The sequence below is a fragment of the Jatrophihabitans sp. GAS493 genome (genome assembly GCF_900230215.1).
GTDB lineage: Bacteria > Actinomycetota > Actinomycetes > Mycobacteriales > Jatrophihabitantaceae > MT45.
The window spans coordinates 2,459,876-2,475,277 of record NZ_LT907982.1 but is presented as its reverse complement, the minus strand read 5'-3'; the positions used below and the strand labels follow the sequence as shown (position 1 = coordinate 2,475,277).

The 15,402-nt window shown below is 68.5% G+C and carries 15 protein-coding genes; 5 read left to right on the top strand and 10 right to left on the bottom strand.

The features are described 5' to 3' along the window. Positions 1-4 precede the first annotated feature (4 nt). The 9 genes from CPH63_RS11560 to CPH63_RS11520 form a co-directional block, all read right to left on the bottom strand. A complete protein-coding gene (locus tag CPH63_RS11560; RefSeq protein ID WP_096305093.1) occupies positions 5-922 on the bottom strand; it encodes a DNA-3-methyladenine glycosylase in 918 nt (305 codons plus the stop codon). Positions 923-976: 54 nt separating this feature from the next. After that, the gene (locus CPH63_RS11555) at positions 977-2,077 is read right to left on the bottom strand and encodes a sugar phosphate nucleotidyltransferase (RefSeq protein ID WP_241895621.1); all 1,101 of its coding nucleotides are present in this window, start codon (positions 2,075-2,077) and stop codon (positions 977-979) included. Positions 2,078-2,164: 87 nt separating this feature from the next. Next, positions 2,165-3,076: a glycosyltransferase family 2 protein gene (locus CPH63_RS11550; RefSeq protein WP_096303099.1), complete on the bottom strand. Its 912-nt coding sequence runs from the start codon at positions 3,074-3,076 to the stop codon at positions 2,165-2,167. Next, on the bottom strand, positions 3,073-4,191 hold the full coding sequence (locus CPH63_RS11545; RefSeq protein ID WP_096305091.1) for a glycosyltransferase family 1 protein: 1,119 nt from the start codon (positions 4,189-4,191) through the stop codon (positions 3,073-3,075). The genes CPH63_RS11550 and CPH63_RS11545 overlap by 4 nt, the downstream gene beginning before the upstream one ends. A gap of 104 nt (positions 4,192-4,295) precedes the next feature. Further along, positions 4,296-5,405, bottom strand: a complete 1,110-nt coding sequence (locus CPH63_RS11540; protein WP_197704313.1) for a glycosyltransferase family 1 protein — start codon at positions 5,403-5,405, stop codon at positions 4,296-4,298. Positions 5,406-5,413: 8 nt separating this feature from the next. Next, positions 5,414-6,523: a lysylphosphatidylglycerol synthase domain-containing protein gene (locus CPH63_RS11535; RefSeq protein ID WP_157749488.1), complete on the bottom strand. Its 1,110-nt coding sequence runs from the start codon at positions 6,521-6,523 to the stop codon at positions 5,414-5,416. A 192-nt stretch (positions 6,524-6,715) separates the two neighbouring features. Then, the gene (locus CPH63_RS11530) at positions 6,716-7,636 is read right to left on the bottom strand and encodes a glycosyltransferase family 4 protein (RefSeq protein WP_157749487.1); all 921 of its coding nucleotides are present in this window, start codon (positions 7,634-7,636) and stop codon (positions 6,716-6,718) included. 293 nt (positions 7,637-7,929) lie between these two features. Next, entirely contained in the window at positions 7,930-8,751 is an 822-nt protein-coding gene (locus CPH63_RS11525) for a class I SAM-dependent methyltransferase (RefSeq protein ID WP_197704312.1), read from the bottom strand. A 148-nt stretch (positions 8,752-8,899) separates the two neighbouring features. Beyond that, the gene (locus CPH63_RS11520) at positions 8,900-9,832 is read right to left on the bottom strand and encodes a glycosyltransferase family 2 protein (protein WP_096303096.1); all 933 of its coding nucleotides are present in this window, start codon (positions 9,830-9,832) and stop codon (positions 8,900-8,902) included. A gap of 179 nt (positions 9,833-10,011) precedes the next feature. Here CPH63_RS11520 and CPH63_RS11515 point away from each other — a divergent pair, with 179 nt between their 5' ends. From CPH63_RS11515 to CPH63_RS11495, 5 genes are all read left to right on the top strand, one after another. Next, positions 10,012-11,019, top strand: coding sequence for a UDP-glucuronic acid decarboxylase family protein (locus CPH63_RS11515; protein WP_096303095.1), 1,008 nt, complete (start codon positions 10,012-10,014; stop codon positions 11,017-11,019). Next, a complete protein-coding gene (locus CPH63_RS11510; RefSeq protein ID WP_096303094.1) occupies positions 11,016-12,782 on the top strand; it encodes a hypothetical protein in 1,767 nt (588 codons plus the stop codon). The genes CPH63_RS11515 and CPH63_RS11510 overlap by 4 nt, the downstream gene beginning before the upstream one ends. 9 nt (positions 12,783-12,791) lie before the next feature. After that, a complete protein-coding gene (locus tag CPH63_RS11505) occupies positions 12,792-13,484 on the top strand; it encodes a glycosyltransferase family 2 protein (RefSeq protein WP_096305088.1) in 693 nt (230 codons plus the stop codon). Between the two features lie 136 nt (positions 13,485-13,620). Beyond that, entirely contained in the window at positions 13,621-14,154 is a 534-nt protein-coding gene (locus tag CPH63_RS11500) for a DUF222 domain-containing protein (protein WP_157749486.1), read from the top strand. A gap of 31 nt (positions 14,155-14,185) precedes the next feature. Further along, positions 14,186-14,953: an HNH endonuclease gene (locus CPH63_RS11495; RefSeq protein WP_172892200.1), complete on the top strand. Its 768-nt coding sequence runs from the start codon at positions 14,186-14,188 to the stop codon at positions 14,951-14,953. A gap of 5 nt (positions 14,954-14,958) precedes the next feature. Here CPH63_RS11495 and CPH63_RS11490 read toward each other — a convergent pair whose 3' ends face one another. Beyond that, positions 14,959-15,369 carry a PPOX class F420-dependent oxidoreductase gene (locus tag CPH63_RS11490; protein WP_096303091.1) on the bottom strand — a complete coding sequence of 137 codons (411 nt, stop codon included), beginning with the start codon at positions 15,367-15,369 and terminating at the stop codon, positions 14,959-14,961. Positions 15,370-15,402 lie beyond the last annotated feature (33 nt).

Below are 15,402 nucleotides of genomic sequence, written 5' to 3'. Positions count from 1 at the left end.
GGCGTCACATGGAGCGGGTGTCCAGCGGCGCGTACCGCGGCCCGAACCTCGGCTTCCGGACACCGGAGAGTTCGATCAGGCGTACCACCCGCTGCCGGTGCCCCGCCCACGGCTGCAGCAGGGCGAGCATCCGCTCATCGTCACCGCGAGCCTCACCGGAGAGGGCGAAGACCACCAGGTCGTGCAGGTGGAAGTCGCCGACGCTCACCGTATCCGCGTGGCCGAGGGCGCGCTGAGCGGTCTCGGCCGCGCTCCACGCACCGATCCCCGGCACCACCCGCAGCCGGCGCAGCGCGTCGGCGTCGGACATGGTGACCGCCTCCTCCAAGCGCGGCGCGACGGTGGCCGCGGCGCGAATCGCCCGCTGCCGCTGCAGATCGACCCCGAAGCGGTGCCACTGCCAGGTCGGCACCTGCAGGATCGTCGCCGGGGTCGGCGGGACCCGAAGTGCCTCGTTCGGTCCCGGCGCGGGTGAGCCGTAACGGTAGAGCAGCGCCCGCCAGGAACTGCGGGCCTCGCCGCCGGTGACCCGCTGCTCCAGGATGGTCGGCACCAGCGTGTCGAAGACTCGATCGGTGCGCGTCAGTCGCAGCCCGGGTCGTCCCCGCAGCAGCCGGGCCAGCCGCGGCTGAGTGCTGAGATCCAGCTCGGACCAGTCATCACCGGCCCCGAGCAGCGCCGGAACAGCCTCCAGCGCCCACTCGGCTCCCGATCCCCACGCGGTGGCCGACACCCCGTTGCCGCTCGGCCGCAGCGCCAGGGTCACCGGACCGGTCGGTGCGTTGAAGGCGCGCCAGAAGACGCCGGTGTCGTCGACGCGATGGGCGGGGTCGCCGGCTCCACGGCGAAGCGGGGCCAGCGTCGCCCGGATATCGACCGGGCGCCCGGGCGACCAGCTCCGCTCCAGACGCAGGTCGGTCATGGTCACGGCGCAGTCACCGGCTTAGGGTCGCGCCGACGCACAGCCGTCCAGCCCTCAGCCGTCGGAGGAGAAGCGCAGGCTGCCATCGGCCAGCACCGCGTCCGGCCAGACCCGCGCACCGGCGCGGAGTTCGATGTTCGCGCCGATCTGCGCCCGGTCGCCCACGACCGCCTCGTCCAGCACGCTGGAGGGGCCGACGCTGCTCTCGAACCCGAGCACCGAACTGCGTACCTGGGCGCCGCTGCAGACACGAACCCCATCGAAGAGCACCGCGCCGTCGAGCGTGACGCCGGATTCGACGATGCAGTCGGCGCCGACGACCGTGCCGCCGACGAGTTTGGCGTCGTCGGCCACCTTGGCCCCGGGGAGCACGATCGCGTCCCCGGCCGGCGCGGGGAGGGCCGAGGAGGCGATACGTCCCTGGACCAGGTCGGCGGAGCCGGCGATGAAGTCAGCCGGGGTGCCGAGGTCACGCCAGTAGCTGGACTCGATGTGCCCGACCACCAGCGCTCCGGCCGCGAGCAGACCGGGGAAGGTCTCCCGCTCCACCGAGACCGGGCGTCCGGTCGGGATCTGCTCCAGGATCTCGCGCCGGAAGACGTAGGTGCCGGCGTTGATCTGATCGGTCACCGGATTGGGGTCCTTCTCCAGGAAGGCGGTCACCCGGCCGTCGGAGTCGGTCGGCACGCAACCGAAGGCGCGCGGGTCGCCGACCCGGGTGAGGTGCAGGGTGAGGTCGGCGGCGGCGTCACGGTGCGTCTTGAGCAGCGCCGGCAGGTCGCAGCCGGAGAGGACATCGCCGTTGAAGACGATCGCCGTGTCACCGCGCAGGTGGGACGCGACGTTGCGGATACCCCCGCCGGTGCCGAGCGGTTCCGATTCGAAGACGTACTCGATCTCCAGCCCGAACGCCGAACCGTCGCCGAAGTACTCGCTGAAGACCTCCGCCTTGTAGGACGTGCCGAGAACGACGTGACTGATCCCGGCGTCCCGGATGCGGGCGAGGAGGTGAGCCACGAACGGCACACCGGCCGTCGGCAGCATCGGCTTGGGCGCGGAGAGAGTCAGCGGTCGAAGCCGGGTGCCCTTTCCGCCGACGAGAACGACCGCGTCGACGCTACGGTCGCTATCGGCGATGTCTCTGGTCTCGATCAACGAATCGCTACCTTCCACTAGTTGGCGCGAACCTCACTATCATTTCCTACTTTCCGTGCTCCGACGGACCACTCGCCGTTACTTCGATTACTTCCCCGGATTGTTCGGACGCGCGCCGGCGGCCACCGACGGGGCTCGCCGGGAGAGGGCCGACCGTAGCCTCAGGCCGGCCCTCAGCACCAGACGGACCGGCGCCCAGCGCAGCCCGGCGTACCGGCGGCTGAGGTAGATCCAGGCGCTGCGGTGATGTTCGGTCGCCATCCGAGCCGGGTCCCGGGAGGTGGCATGAGCGCCGATATGAGTGACTTCAGCGTCGGGCACGTAGACGTTCTGCCACCCGGCGCGGCCGAGTCGATCGCCCAGATCGACGTCCTCGAAATACATGAAGTACGCCTCGTCGAAGCCACCGATCGCCTCGAATGCGCTGCGGCGAAGCAGCAGGCAGGCGCCCGAGAGCCAGCCGACCGGGGTCTCCCCCAGCGCGCGGCGCTCGTTGCGGTAACTGGTCGTCCACGGATTGGACGGCCACCACCATCCGCAGACCGCGTGACCGATTCCGCGGCCGAGCGACGGAAGGGCCCGAGCCGAGGGGTAGACGAGTCCGGATTCGGTGTAAATACGTGGTCCGAACGACCCACCGCGGGGCCAGCGCCGAGCCGCCTCCAGCAGGGTCTGGAGGGAGCCCGGGCTCCACACCACGTCCGGGTTGGCGACGACGACGAACTCCGTGTCGATGGTAGCGGCCGCGATGTTGACCGCCCGGCCGTAGCCCAGGTTCGAGCCGGTGCGCACCACACGCACCCCGGGACGCTGCTGCGCCGAGTCCACCACCGGGTCGAGTTGGTCGCCCTCGCCGTTGTCGGCTAGCACGACTGCGGCCACCGGACCGCCGGCCGTCGTCAAGGAATCCAGGAAGGCGGTGAGCGAGGCACCCGGGTCGAAGGTGACCGCGATGACCGTCACGTCGGGCGTGTCTGGCTGTGCGGGCTGTTGGCTCATGCCGCCGCCAGGGCACGCTCGTAGGCCAGCACGTGCTTGGCCGCGCAGTCGCTCCAGCTGAAGGTGGCGGCCCGAGCGGTGGCCGCCGCGCCGAGGTCGGCCCGCCGCTGCGGGTCGTCCAGCAGGGCCGCCAGCTCGGTGGCGATGGAGGCGGCGTCGACTTCGCAGTAGGCGACGGCATCCCCGCCGACCTCCGGCAGTGGCCCGCGCCGGGAGGTGAGCACCGCGCTGCCGCAGGCCATCGCCTCCAGCACCGGCAACCCGAACCCTTCGAAGAGACTGGGGTAGCTGACGACCTGCGCCCCACCGAGGAAGCCGGCCAGGTGCTCCAGCGGGATGTAGCCCGGGCGCAGCACGCTCAGCCGCGAGTCGACGGCGGCTACCGCGGCGTCGATCGTCTCGTCCCAGCCGACGCCGCCGGCCAGCACCAGGGCCGGCGGGTTCGGCCGCGAGGCGACCGCCTGTGACCACCCGGCGATGAGCGCGGGCACGTTCTTGCGGGGCTCCAGGGTGCCGAGGAAGGCCACATACGGCTGCTCGGGGGCCAGCCCGACGGCCAGGGCGGCGGCTCGCCGCTGCTGCTGGGACGGTGGCTGGAAGGACTGCGAATCGACGCCGTGGTGCGCCACCTGCAGCCGCGCCGGGTCGGCCCCGGCCACCCGCACCAGCTCGTCGGCGGTGGCCTGCGAGGGGACCACACAGCCGGCCGCGCGGCGCAGGGCCAGTCGGGTCGCGGATCGGAAGAAGGGGCCCTTCACCCGCGAATGGAGCGCCTCATCGGTGAAGAAGGTGGCGTCGTGCAGGGTCACCACCTCGGGCACCCGGGAGAAGACCGGTTCGGTGTAGTGCGGCGAGTGGAGGACGTCCGGGCGAACGCGGGAGACGAGGCGGGGAAGCTCGATCTGCTCCCAGAGCAGTCGAGCCGCCGGATGGGCCGCCAACCGCCCCGCGGTGAGCGGAGCCAGCGCGCTGCGGGCCGCGTAGAACTCAGCGTCAGCCGGCTGGCAGACGACCTGGGTGCCGACTCCGAGCCTGGTCAGCGCCGGCACCAGTTCGTCGACGTAGCGCCCCACTCCGCCCCGATTAGCGGGCACGGCGGTTGCGTCGATCAGCACGCGCAGCACGGCATTGCTCCCAGCTAATCGACGAAACTTATCCGGTCGATCCTACCGGGGCGCCGATCAACCCTTCCCCGCCTCGAATCCTCCGCCCTGGCCACTCAGAGCCGCCGGTAGAGCTCCCAGGCCCGTGCTCCCACGGCCGTCCAGTCGAAATCGGCCGAACGGGCCCGTCCGAGCGCCTCCAAGCGGGAGCGGTGGGAATCATCACCATCGAGCTCGGCGATCGCGGTGGCCAACGCGGCCGGGTCCTCGCGGGCCACGACCCGGGCCGCCCCGCCGGCAACCTCGACCTGTGCCGGATCGTCGGAGCAGATGACCGCAGTTGCGGCCACCATCGCCTCGGCGATGGGCAGGCCGAAACCCTCGGCCCGGCTCGGGGCGCAGAGCAGGGTGGCCTGACGCAGCACCACGGCGAGGTCGGCATCCTCGATGCGGCCCAGGACCCGCACCCGATCGGGGCCGAGCCCGAGGCGGGCGGCCATCGCCGGGACGTCGAGCCCACCCCATCCGGGCTGGCCGACCAGTAGCAGCGGCAAGGGCGATGCGGTCGCGGCCAGCGCCTCCAGCAGCACGTCCAGGCCCTTGCGCGGTTCGAGCGTAGCCAGGCTCAGCAGATACCGCTGCGGCAGCCGCAGGCGCGCGATCACGTCCGCCGTCCGCTCAGGGGTCGGGTCGAGGCGGATGGAGTCACTCACACCGGCACCGAGGACGCTGATCCGCTCGGCGGTCAACCCCGGGACGTGCTCCAGCAGTTGGGCCGCGACCGCCTGGGTCGGCACCGCTATCGCGTCGGCATAGTCGGCGGCCCGGGCGGCCATGGCGTGATGAAACGCCACCCCGCGCGGGGTGAGCGTCTGCGGGTGCGTCCACGGAACGACGTCGTGGATGGTCACCACCAACCGGCCGCTGCGCGGACGGGGCGGAACGAGCAGGGTCGGCGCGTGGACCAGGTCAGCGTGCCGCGGGCGCGGGCCGACCCCCCGGCTCCAGGCGGCGATCAGGCCACGACGAGGCAGCGCGACGCGGTGCGGCCCCGCCGCGCCGGCCACGAAGGCGGCGGTGAGGTCGCGGTGGGCGGCGGTCCAGGTGCTCACCGAATCGTCCGCCCGGGCGGTGCCGACGAGGGCCTTAACCAGCTCGACCGAATAGCGTCCGGTGCCGCCGGGGACCGGCGATAGAGCCTGCTCAAGCAGGATTGCGAGACGCACTAGTTTGCCTACCCGTCAGTCGGCTGCCCGGGCGCCTGGGAGACCGAACCGGAAGCGGTGGGCTTGGCCCCCGACGGCACCACGGCGGCGATCAGGGCGAGGAGCAGGTCGGTGACGACGAGCACTAATCGGGAGGCGACGACGACCGCCAATATCTGGCCGCCATTGGCGAGCACGGAACCGAGCACCACCCCCAGGGTCACGTCGCGGATCCCGGCGCCGGCCGGTGCCGGGATGAAGAGAACACCGAGGGTGACCGCCAGAGCCATCGCCGCCAGGCAGCCGGCGATGTCGGCCGCCGAGAGCGGGCCGAAGGCTGCACAGAGTATGGCGAGATGGATTCCGAGGGCGAACCAGCAAAGCGCGCACCAACCCATCGACCGCAGCATGGAGGCCGGTCGGACGCTCTCGCCCAGCGGCTCCTTGCCGATTAGGCCGTACAGGAGGTCGATCAGCTTCGGGAGGGCCCGCGGATGAAGCAGCGGAAGAAGGATTAACAACGCGAAGCCGAACCACCAGTAGTGACCGAGCACCTTGGGCTGGGCGACTGACAGACTCAGCCCGCCGATGATTAGCCCGACTGTGCAATTGAGCACAAGCGTGATCAGATTGGCCGCGAGCATGGTGCGTCGCTTGGCGCCGCGCTCGTAGCCAGCCTGCATCTGAAGCGCAACTGGCCAGACGGATCCCGGCAGATACTTTCCGAGCTGGCTGACGAAGAAGACCTTCGCTGCACTGCGGAACCCAAGCCGGACGTCCAGCCCAAGGAGCACTTCGTTCCATGACAGAAAGGTGGCGAAGACCGCAACAATCGCCACCGGCAGGCTGACGAGCAATGGCAGATACCCCATCACCCGCACGCCGGCGATGAACGCCTTGCGCTGGCTGAAGAGGGCCCACCCCGCCGCGATGGCCACCACGACAATGACAGCAACGCCGGCCGTCGCCCGCCGGCGATCTAGCCGGCCACGGACGGCCCCGGCGCCCTCGACCGCGCTTTCAGCCGTCGTGTCTTGGGCGGAACCGTCATGGGCCGCAGCGCCTCCTATCGGCCCATCATCGGCGGCATCGCCCCTGTTGCCCAGACCGGGTTCCTCGGCTGCGTTGACGTGTCCCATTGCGTGCATCGTAACGTGGTCGCAGGCATGCCAACGACTTCGGGACATGAGACCAGCCAGGCAAACCCCGGCATCGGCGCGATCCTGGTCGGCCACCCGAGCCTACTAATTCACGTCGTAGGAAGCAGGCGTCTGCGCGAAGACAAGCGCTTACCGCCAGCATCGGTACAGCGTTTCCCGTCCCGGTAACTGTCACCGTCCACCGTCGCCTCGCTGGGCTGGCAGCAAGCCCAGTGCCCGGCATAGTGCATCGCCCATCTGGCCCTCCGAGTAACGCGCGGCGGCGCCCACGGCATAGCGTGCTCCTCGCTCAGCGAGCCCCGTTGGATCGGCCAGCAAACCAGTGAGCTCGCCGATCCAACGGTCGGCGTCGGCGGACGGGAGAAGCACTCCGGTCTCGTCCGCAACCACCGCGTCTGAGATGCCTTCGAGGTCGGCGGCGACCACCGGCGTCGCCCGCATGGCGGCCTCGATGGTCACCAACCCAAAGCCCTCCATGTCGCCAGGAACGGCGACATTGGGCTGCACGAACAGGTCCGCGCCGCACATCAGCTGTTCGCGTTCGTCGTCGTCGACCCGCCCCAGGAGGTGGACGCGGTCGGCCACGCCCGCCGCCGCTGCGGAGTCGGCGATCCGTTCCGCCTCGGGGCCGTCGCCGGCCAGAACGTAGTGCACGGACGGCGGCAAACTCGGCAACACCGCGCTCACGAACCAGGCCGCTCCTTTTCGACGAACCAGGCGGCCTAGGGTGAGCACGACTTGATCCGATGAGCTGAGACCGAGTCGCACGTGCAGCGTCTCCCGGGCCACCGCGCGGTCCGCGGCCGACACGCTTGGCACGACCATTCCCAGTCGAAGCACCGTGATGTGGTCAGCTCGCACCCCGAACCGTCGCGCCTGGGCTGCAGTTGCCGCACTGATCGCCACCACGTGCTCGGCCCGGCGCAACTGGGGGTGCACCAGGGCGCGGTACAACCGGTTGTCGTACGTCACGTCCAGACCCATGATCATCGTGTCGTGCCGGATCCGGAACAGCCGAAGCAGCGGCGAGGCCAATGCGTACATCAGGGCGTCACCGGTCAGCACGAGGCCGACTTCCCGGTGCGCGGCCATTTGGACCAACCGAATCAGGGCCCTCGGCAGCCAGAGAGGCAGACCACGGTTTGAGCCGCCGTGCGCGATGAGCACGGAGTCGGCCCTGGCCGCCTGCAATGATCGCCACACGCCGGCGGCTAGGGTCTCCATGCCGCCCACCGAGGGCGGAAACTTGCGTGTGAGAAAGACGGGAACCCGGGACACTACGACAGCTTATGGTAGGGCGCCGCCGGGTCAGGCGACCCCGGTCGTCGCGACTGGCGCCGCGGAAGTCGTCACACGAGTGGCCGGATCGGAGTCGGCCGGAGCTGTCAGGGCGTGGAGATGAGTCTGGGGCGCTCACGAGTTGGGGACCCAGCGGGCTCCCAGTCGCCGGGGGTACCGACCCAGACGAAGGTCGGCATCACGGGCGCGAGCGCCTTAAATGCCGCCGGCGGTATCGCCGCCAGCCGGGCCGGAACCATGTCGCGAGCGTGAAAGCGCTCACTGTCGGCCAGCACTGTGTAGGTGTAGTCCCACAGCTTCAGGCCGGCGCACATGCGGATCAAGTTCGGCCGGGTCCGGAACTGTTCGTAGTAGTCATCAGCGCGGCCAGTTGCAGACACGTATCGGTCAGCGGCCCGTTTCGGAAGCCAGGACAGAAATGGCAAGCGATAGTGCGGCTCGATGACGCCGCGCTTGTTCCCGAATGCGAAGTAGGCCGAACCGTTCGGACTCAACACGCGGCGGATCTCGGAGAGCACCCGATCCGGGTCCACGACGTGTTCGTAGATGTGATTGAACACCACGATGTCCACTGAGGCGTCGGCGAAGGGCAGCGCCGCACCGTCCGCGCACAGGAAGGTGGCCTGCTGACCGAACAGGGAGTCGGCGTGCGCCAGCCCGGGGACGTCGATGTCGAGGCCGATCACAGTGCTGCCAGCCTCGTGCAAGGCGTCGGCGGTGTAGCCCGTCGAGCACCCGATGTCTACTGAGGTGAGCCCACTTAGGTCGGTCCGTCCCAGGAAGTGTTGCAGCACCGCGACGATCTTCTCGGCCTTGCGTCGGCGTTTGGCCTCGTCCTTGGTCTTCTCCTGCAGCTCCGAGTACGCCAACTGCGGGCGCCGGGCCGAGCCGCTGTCCAGATCGCTCACTTCCACCTAACCTCGAAATAGATGTCGGGAACCGCGGCGACCGCGGCGCGGGCAGGCACGGTGCGCGGTTCGGGAAGCTGGGTGCGCGCCCGACGTCATCCTACCGCCGGGCGCCCCCGGGATCCTGCGTGCCGGCGCCGACGCGGGCTCACTCGTCGCGCGACCGGACGATCAGATCCGCGAGGAGTGCAATAGCGCCGATAATCAATCCGGCCAAGATCAACAACACCGCGTTCGTGGTCAACCGGAAATGGTAGTGGAACATGTCGACGATGCCCTTGATCACGCCGATCCCGATGATCCACAGCGCCAGCGGCATCAGGACCTTGATCGGGTTGAAGTACATAACCATCCGCAGCACCTGCAGGATGTAGCGGTAGGCGTCGCGGAAGAAGTGGAACTTGCTCACCCCGGCCCGCTTCGCGTAGTCGATCGGCAGGTAGTCGACACCGTGCTGGTTGGAGAGGAAGGACATCGTGATGGTCGTCACGCAGGAGAAGCCGGGGGGCAGCAGGCGCAGGTAAGGCAGCGAAACCTCACGGCGGAACGCCCGCAGGCCGGAGTTGAGGTCTGGAATCTTGGTCGAAGAGAGCGACTCGGCGACCTTACGGATGGCCCATTTGGCCGGCACTCGCAGGTACTTGTGAGTGCCCTGCTCGCTGGTGCGGGCACCGACGACCTGGTCTACATCCTCGTTGTCCAGCAGGTACTGCACGAACTCCGGGATGCGCTCGTTCGGGTACGTCATGTCGGCGTCGGTCCACACGACGATGCGACCGGCGGCCTCATGGGTTCCGATGCGGCGCGCGGTCCCCGAACCGCCGTTGCGGCGGAAGGCCAGGATTCGCATGTGCGGATACCGGCTGGCGGCCGCTCGAAGTACCGCTAGCGTGTTGTCCGTTGACTTGTCGTCGATGACCAGCAGCTCGTAGGAGAATCCGCTGGCGGCAAGGGCGGCATCGATACGCTCCAGCTCGGCCTCGACATGATCCTGCTCGTTGTAACACGGCAGAACGACGGTCACATCCAGGGTGTTCGGCACGCTGCGGGCGTGCGCGACACCCAGTCCTTGCTCAGACAACTCTTCAACCTCGATTAGACGGGCACGGCCACCGGATGGGCGTGACGACCTGGACAGTCTAGGCAATGCCTCAAGGTCCACGTGACAAAATCGCTGGACGCGCTTGATAGGCGGCTCACCAGCCACTGCCCGCCGGCGACGACGGACCGACCAGAACTACTAGTTTCAAGAGAGAGCTGATGACACAGAAGCGCGCGGTGGTTACTGGGGGTGCGGGTTTTCTCGGCAGCCATCTCTGCGAGCAGCTGCTCGAGCGGGGATATCAGGTGCTCTGCCTGGACAACTTCTCGACCGGCTCGCCGGCCAACGTCAGCCATCTGGTCGAGCACGAGGATTTCCACCTCATCCGGACGAATGTGACTGAGTTCATCCATGTCGGCCCGGCCGTCGACCTGGTGCTGCACTTCGCCTCGCCGGCCTCCCCTATCGACTATCTGCAGCTGCCGATCGAGACCCTGAAGGTTGGCTCGATCGGCACTCTGCATGCGCTCGGGCTGGCGAAGGAGAAGGGCGCCCGCTTCGTCCTGGCCTCGACTTCGGAGACCTACGGCGACCCGCAGATTCACCCCCAGCCGGAGAGCTACTGGGGGCACGTGAACCCGGTGGGCCCACGCGGGGTCTACGACGAGGCGAAGCGCTTCGGGGAGGCCCTGACCATGGCCTACCGACGCACCCACGGAGTCGACGCCGGCCTGGTCCGGATCTTCAACACGTTCGGCCCGCGGATGCGCCCCTTCGACGGACGGGCGATCCCGACGTTCATCCGGCAGGCGCTGGCCGGGGAGCCGATCACGGTGGCCGGCGACGGCTCCCAGACCCGCTCGGTCTGCTACGTGGACGACCTGATCGACGGAATCCTGCGCTTTGCCCTGAGCGACATCTCCGGCCCGGTGAATATCGGCAATCCACATGAACTGAGCGTGCTGGCGCTGGCCCAGCTCATTCGCGACCTCTGCGGCTCCGACTCGCCGATCGAGTTCATACCGCGCCCCCAGGACGATCCGACCGTGCGCCAGCCGGACATCACGCTGGCCCGCGAACTGCTCGACTGGAGCCCGGCCACCGAGGTGGTCGACGGGCTGCGACGCACCGTCGAGTGGTTCACCAGCAGTGGTGTCCTCGACAGCGGGGCCGGCGACGCTGCCCTCCCGGGCCGCGGCGACCCGAAGTCGAAGGCCGCCACGTGAGCACTGCCGTCGGCGACGACCTCGGCGATGCGCCGGTCCGGCGGGAGTGGAGCTGGCCTCGATTCTGGAGTAGCTACTGGCTGCCCCCGGCGCTCTGGTTCCTCTTCGCCTGCATCGCCTTCTCCGAGTTCCTGGCGCACCCGACCCGAAGCCTCCCCGGCGGGGCTGACGGCGTCCTCTTCGCTTGGTACTTCGAGTCCGTTCAGCACTCTCTCTGGCACCTGCAGAATCCGCTCTTCAGCGACGCCATGAACACGCCAACCGGGTTGAACGTCATGTGGAACACGGCGCTGATCATCGTCTCCACGCTCATGGCGCCGCTCACCGCGCTGATCGGCGCCGTGGCGACCGCCGGACTGATGATGCTGCTGGCCCCGGTGCTCTCCGCGACCTGCGCCTACCTGGTCTTCCGGCGGCTCAGCGGGCATCCGCTGGCCAGCGCGCTGGGCGCCACGCTCTACGGCTTCGGGCCGTTCTTCGTCGGTCAGGCCGGGCACCTGCACCTCACCTTCGCCGCCCCCGCCCTGCCGCTGATCTTCTACCTCGGCTATCAGCTCTTCGTTACCCAACCGGGCAATCCGCGTCGGATCGGGTGTCAGCTCGGCGGCCTCGTCGCCGTCGCCATGCTCGTCTCCGAAGAGGTGGTGGCGATCGTGGCGATCATCGCCGTCATCGCGACCGTCATCGCGGTTGTGCTGAACCTCGACGTGCTGCGGGACCGGCTTCGGTACGCCGTGATCGGCCTGGCCTGGGCGATACCGGTGGCCGTCGTGCTGCTCGCGATCCCGCTGGGGTACCAGTTCTACGGTCCGTTGACCCTCAACGAGGGGATCCCCGGCTACCAGTCGCTGGATGTGGCCGGTTTGGTAACCCCCAGCGCGCTTCAACGATTCGCCACCTCAGCCGACATCGCGGCCAACTACACCTACCCGGCCGGCGGCGTGGAGAACACCGGGTACCTGGGCTGGCCGCTGCTGGCGTTCATGGCCGCGCTACTGGGGCTGCTCGTCATTCGACGCACCCGTTTCGCGATCTGGTGGCTCATCACCGCAGTGGCCAGCGTCGCGTTGAGCTTCGGTGCGGTGATCTACATCAACGGCCGCCGGACCGACGTCGCCGGGCCGTGGCAGCTGGTGATCGAACATCTGCCGCTGCTGGAGAGCCTGGTCGCGGTCCGGATCACCCTGGCCACCACGTTCCTGGTCGCCTTGGTGATCGCGTTCGGGTTGGCCGCCATCCAACGTCGCCGCAATTACCTGATCGGCTGCGGCGCAGCGGCGCTCGCTCTGCTGACGCTCTTTCCGGCCCAACGCTACGACGGCATGCTCAACCTGGCCCAGTCCAGCTTCTTCTCCGGCTCCGGCGTCAAGGCGATCCCGGCGGGCTCCGCGACCCTGGTGCTGCCGCTTCGGGCCGAGCCGAACGCCTCGGCGCAGGTCATGTATTGGCAGATCCAGAGTGACTTCCGCTTCAAGATGGTCGGCGGGTACAGCGTCTTCTCGGTGGACGGGACTCCGGCCTACCTCGTCGGTCTGCCCAAGTACGCCACCGTCCTGCAGGAGACCGACGACACCGGGCGCCTGCCGGCCGGCAGCGACGTGACACTGGCCCGCATCTCGGCCGCGACGACTGGCGTGCGCTACATCGTGCTGACGTCCGAGCTTCAGCACCGCGACCTGGTCGCGGCGGCGGCGGTGGAGATAACCGGTTGCACTCCCCGTCCGGTGGCCGACGTGCTCCTGTGCCAGGTGCCGCTCCCGTAGGCTGTGGCTGTGAAACTCTCGATTCTGATGCCCGTCTACAACGAACTGGCAACGCTGCAGACGGCCGTCAAGGACGTCCTGTCGGTGAACTACCCGTGCGAGATCGAACTGGTGATCGTCGACGACGGGAGCACCGACGGAACCCGTGCGCTCTACGCCGACATCGAGACCGACCCGCAGGTCCGGGTTCAGCTGCAGCCGAGCAACGCCGGCAAGGGCGCCGCGATCCGGGCTGCCGCCGAGATCGCCACCGGTGACTACGTGATCATCTGCGACGCCGACCTGGAGTACCGGCCGAACGAGATCCCAGGCCTGCTCCAGCCCGTCCTCGACGGCGAGGCCACCGTCGTCTACGGCACCCGCACCTTCGGCAGCCACAACGCGTACTCGTACCTCTACGTTCTGGGCAACCGCGGCGTGACGCTCGCGGCGAACGTGCTCTTCAACTGCTACATCAGTGACCTGGAGACGTGCTTCAAACTGATGCCGCGCGATCTGTACCGTTCGCTGGACATCCGTTCGGCCGGTTTCGGCATGGAGGCCGAGGTGACCGGCAAGATCCTGCGTCGCGGCCTACGACCGTACGAAGTGCCGATCACCTACCGCGCCCGCAGCCGCGAGGAGGGGAAGAAGCTCACCTGGCGCGACGGGGTCGAGGCGATCTGGATCCTGCTCCGCGAACGGACGCGCCGCGTCGCGTGACGCGAAACTAGACCCGCGTCGGACCCTGAACGACTCACGCCAGCCCGGTCCTTAGAATAGTTTCCCCTTATCAAATATGGGGAAATCGGCTGCAGCCTCTTGTTGTCTCACCTGTTTTTCGGGTAGACTCGAACACATGTTCTCCTCTGCTCAGGTGCAGTCACCGACGGAGAGTCTCGCTGCGATCAAGCAGGTGTTGGCCCAGACCGGCCCGGCGGCGGGTGATGCGGAGCTGATCGATCAGATCCGGTTGTTGGAGGAGATCAAAGCGGCGGCGGCCGCCGCGCAGGCCCGGGCAACGGCGGCGTTCGTGGTGTCGCAGCGAGCCGGTCACGTCGCAGCTGGGGTGGCGGCGGAGCGGGTCGGTCGCGGGGTGGCGGCGCAGGTCGGGTTGGCCCGGCGGATATCGCCCCACCAGGCCACCCGCTATATCAACCAAGCGGTCACCCTCACCACGGAACTCCCCGCCACCTTCGAGCGGCTGGCGTCCGGCGCTGTGCCGGAGTGGAGGGTGCTGCAGATCGTTGGGCAGACCAGCTGGCTGCGTCCGGAACACCGAGCGGCCGTCGACGCGGAGGTCGCGCCCCGGTTGGAGCCGTTGGGCCACCGTCAGGCCCTGGACCTGGTCAAGAAGATCGCCTACCGCCTCGACCCCCCACGGCTACGTTGACCGGTTGGCCCAAGCTGAGCAGGACCGGCGGGTGTCGATTCGCCCGGCGCCGGACTGCATGGTCCGGGTCAGTGCCCTGCTGCCGGTATCGCAGGGTGTCGCCTCTTACGCCGCGCTTCACTCCCATGCCTCCACCGTGGTCGGGGTCGGTGCGGAGGCTCGTAGCCGGGGTCAGGTGATGGCTGACACCTTCGTCGAACGTCTCACTGGGCAAGCCCGTGCCGTGGATGTTCCGGTCGCGGTGAACCTGATCATCACCGACCAGGCCCTCCTCATCAGTGGTGATGGTGCCGACGAGCCGGCGCACCAGATCGGGGCCGGGACAATCCCCGCCGGGCTCGCCCGCCGGATGGTGACCGATCCCAGCGGGGAGACGGGGGTGTTCCTGCGCCGCCTCTACACCCACCCTGACACCCACCAGTTAGCGGCGCTGGAGACCCAGTCCCGGTTGTTCACCGCGAATCAGCGTCAGTTCCTGTTGCTGCGTGACCAAACCTGCCGCACCCCGTGGTGCGACGCCCCGATCCGCCACGCCGACCACATCCAACCGGCGGCTGACGGTGGGCCGACCAGCATCAACAACGCCCAAGGGTTATGCGAAGCCTGCAACCACGCCAAACAAGCCCCCGACTGGGACCAACACCCCAACCCGAACCACCCGGGAGAGGTCATCACCACCACCCCGACCGGACACCACTACCGAAGCCAACCCCCCGACCCACCCGGCACACCAATCCCGGAACACCAAGCCACGCCAGAACGTCAACTGGCGCAACTTATCCACGCCCTCGCGGCGTAACCGGGCTAGCTCGACCAGTTGCCTTCGCCGAGAACCTTGTTGGGCGTTATGTGGAAGATGTAGCCGGGCGGGGCTCCCGGCCCGGGGAAGACCACGTCCGGGCCCATGTAGGTTCGGGCCAACTGCTGCAGGAGCTCCGGCCCGCCTCCCTCGGTCACGCTCGCAGTGCCGTGCACTACCAAGTACTCGTCCAGTCCGCGTTCGCTCTTGGTCGGCGACTGGACTACCAGTGCGACCCGCGGATCACGCTCGACGTTGCGAACCTTGATCCGCTTCGGCAGCGATGCGACCACCAACTCGTCACCGTCCAGCGCGATCCACACACCGCTGACTTGCGGGCTGCCGTCACCGTTGATGGTGATCAACTGGGCGATCGCGTTGGATTCAAGCAGGGCCCGTGCTGCGTCATTGAACATTCCGCAACCTTAGCCACTGCACAGAACTCGAAA

Coding starts and splice junctions, on each gene's coding strand:
- CPH63_RS11560 (WP_096305093.1), bottom strand. CDS start 922: ATGACCGACCTGCGTCTGGAGCGGAGCTGGTCGCCCGGGCGCCCGGTC.
- CPH63_RS11550 (WP_096303099.1), bottom strand. CDS start 3,076: ATGAGCCAACAGCCCGCACAGCCAGACACGCCCGACGTGACGGTCATC.
- CPH63_RS11535 (WP_157749488.1), bottom strand. CDS start 6,523: ATGGGACACGTCAACGCAGCCGAGGAACCCGGTCTGGGCAACAGGGGC.
- CPH63_RS11530 (WP_157749487.1), bottom strand. CDS start 7,636: ATGGCCGCGCACCGGGAAGTCGGCCTCGTGCTGACCGGTGACGCCCTG.
- CPH63_RS11515 (WP_096303095.1), top strand. CDS start 10,012: ATGACACAGAAGCGCGCGGTGGTTACTGGGGGTGCGGGTTTTCTCGGC.
- CPH63_RS11500 (WP_157749486.1), top strand. CDS start 13,621: ATGTTCTCCTCTGCTCAGGTGCAGTCACCGACGGAGAGTCTCGCTGCG.
- CPH63_RS11490 (WP_096303091.1), bottom strand. CDS start 15,369: ATGTTCAATGACGCAGCACGGGCCCTGCTTGAATCCAACGCGATCGCC.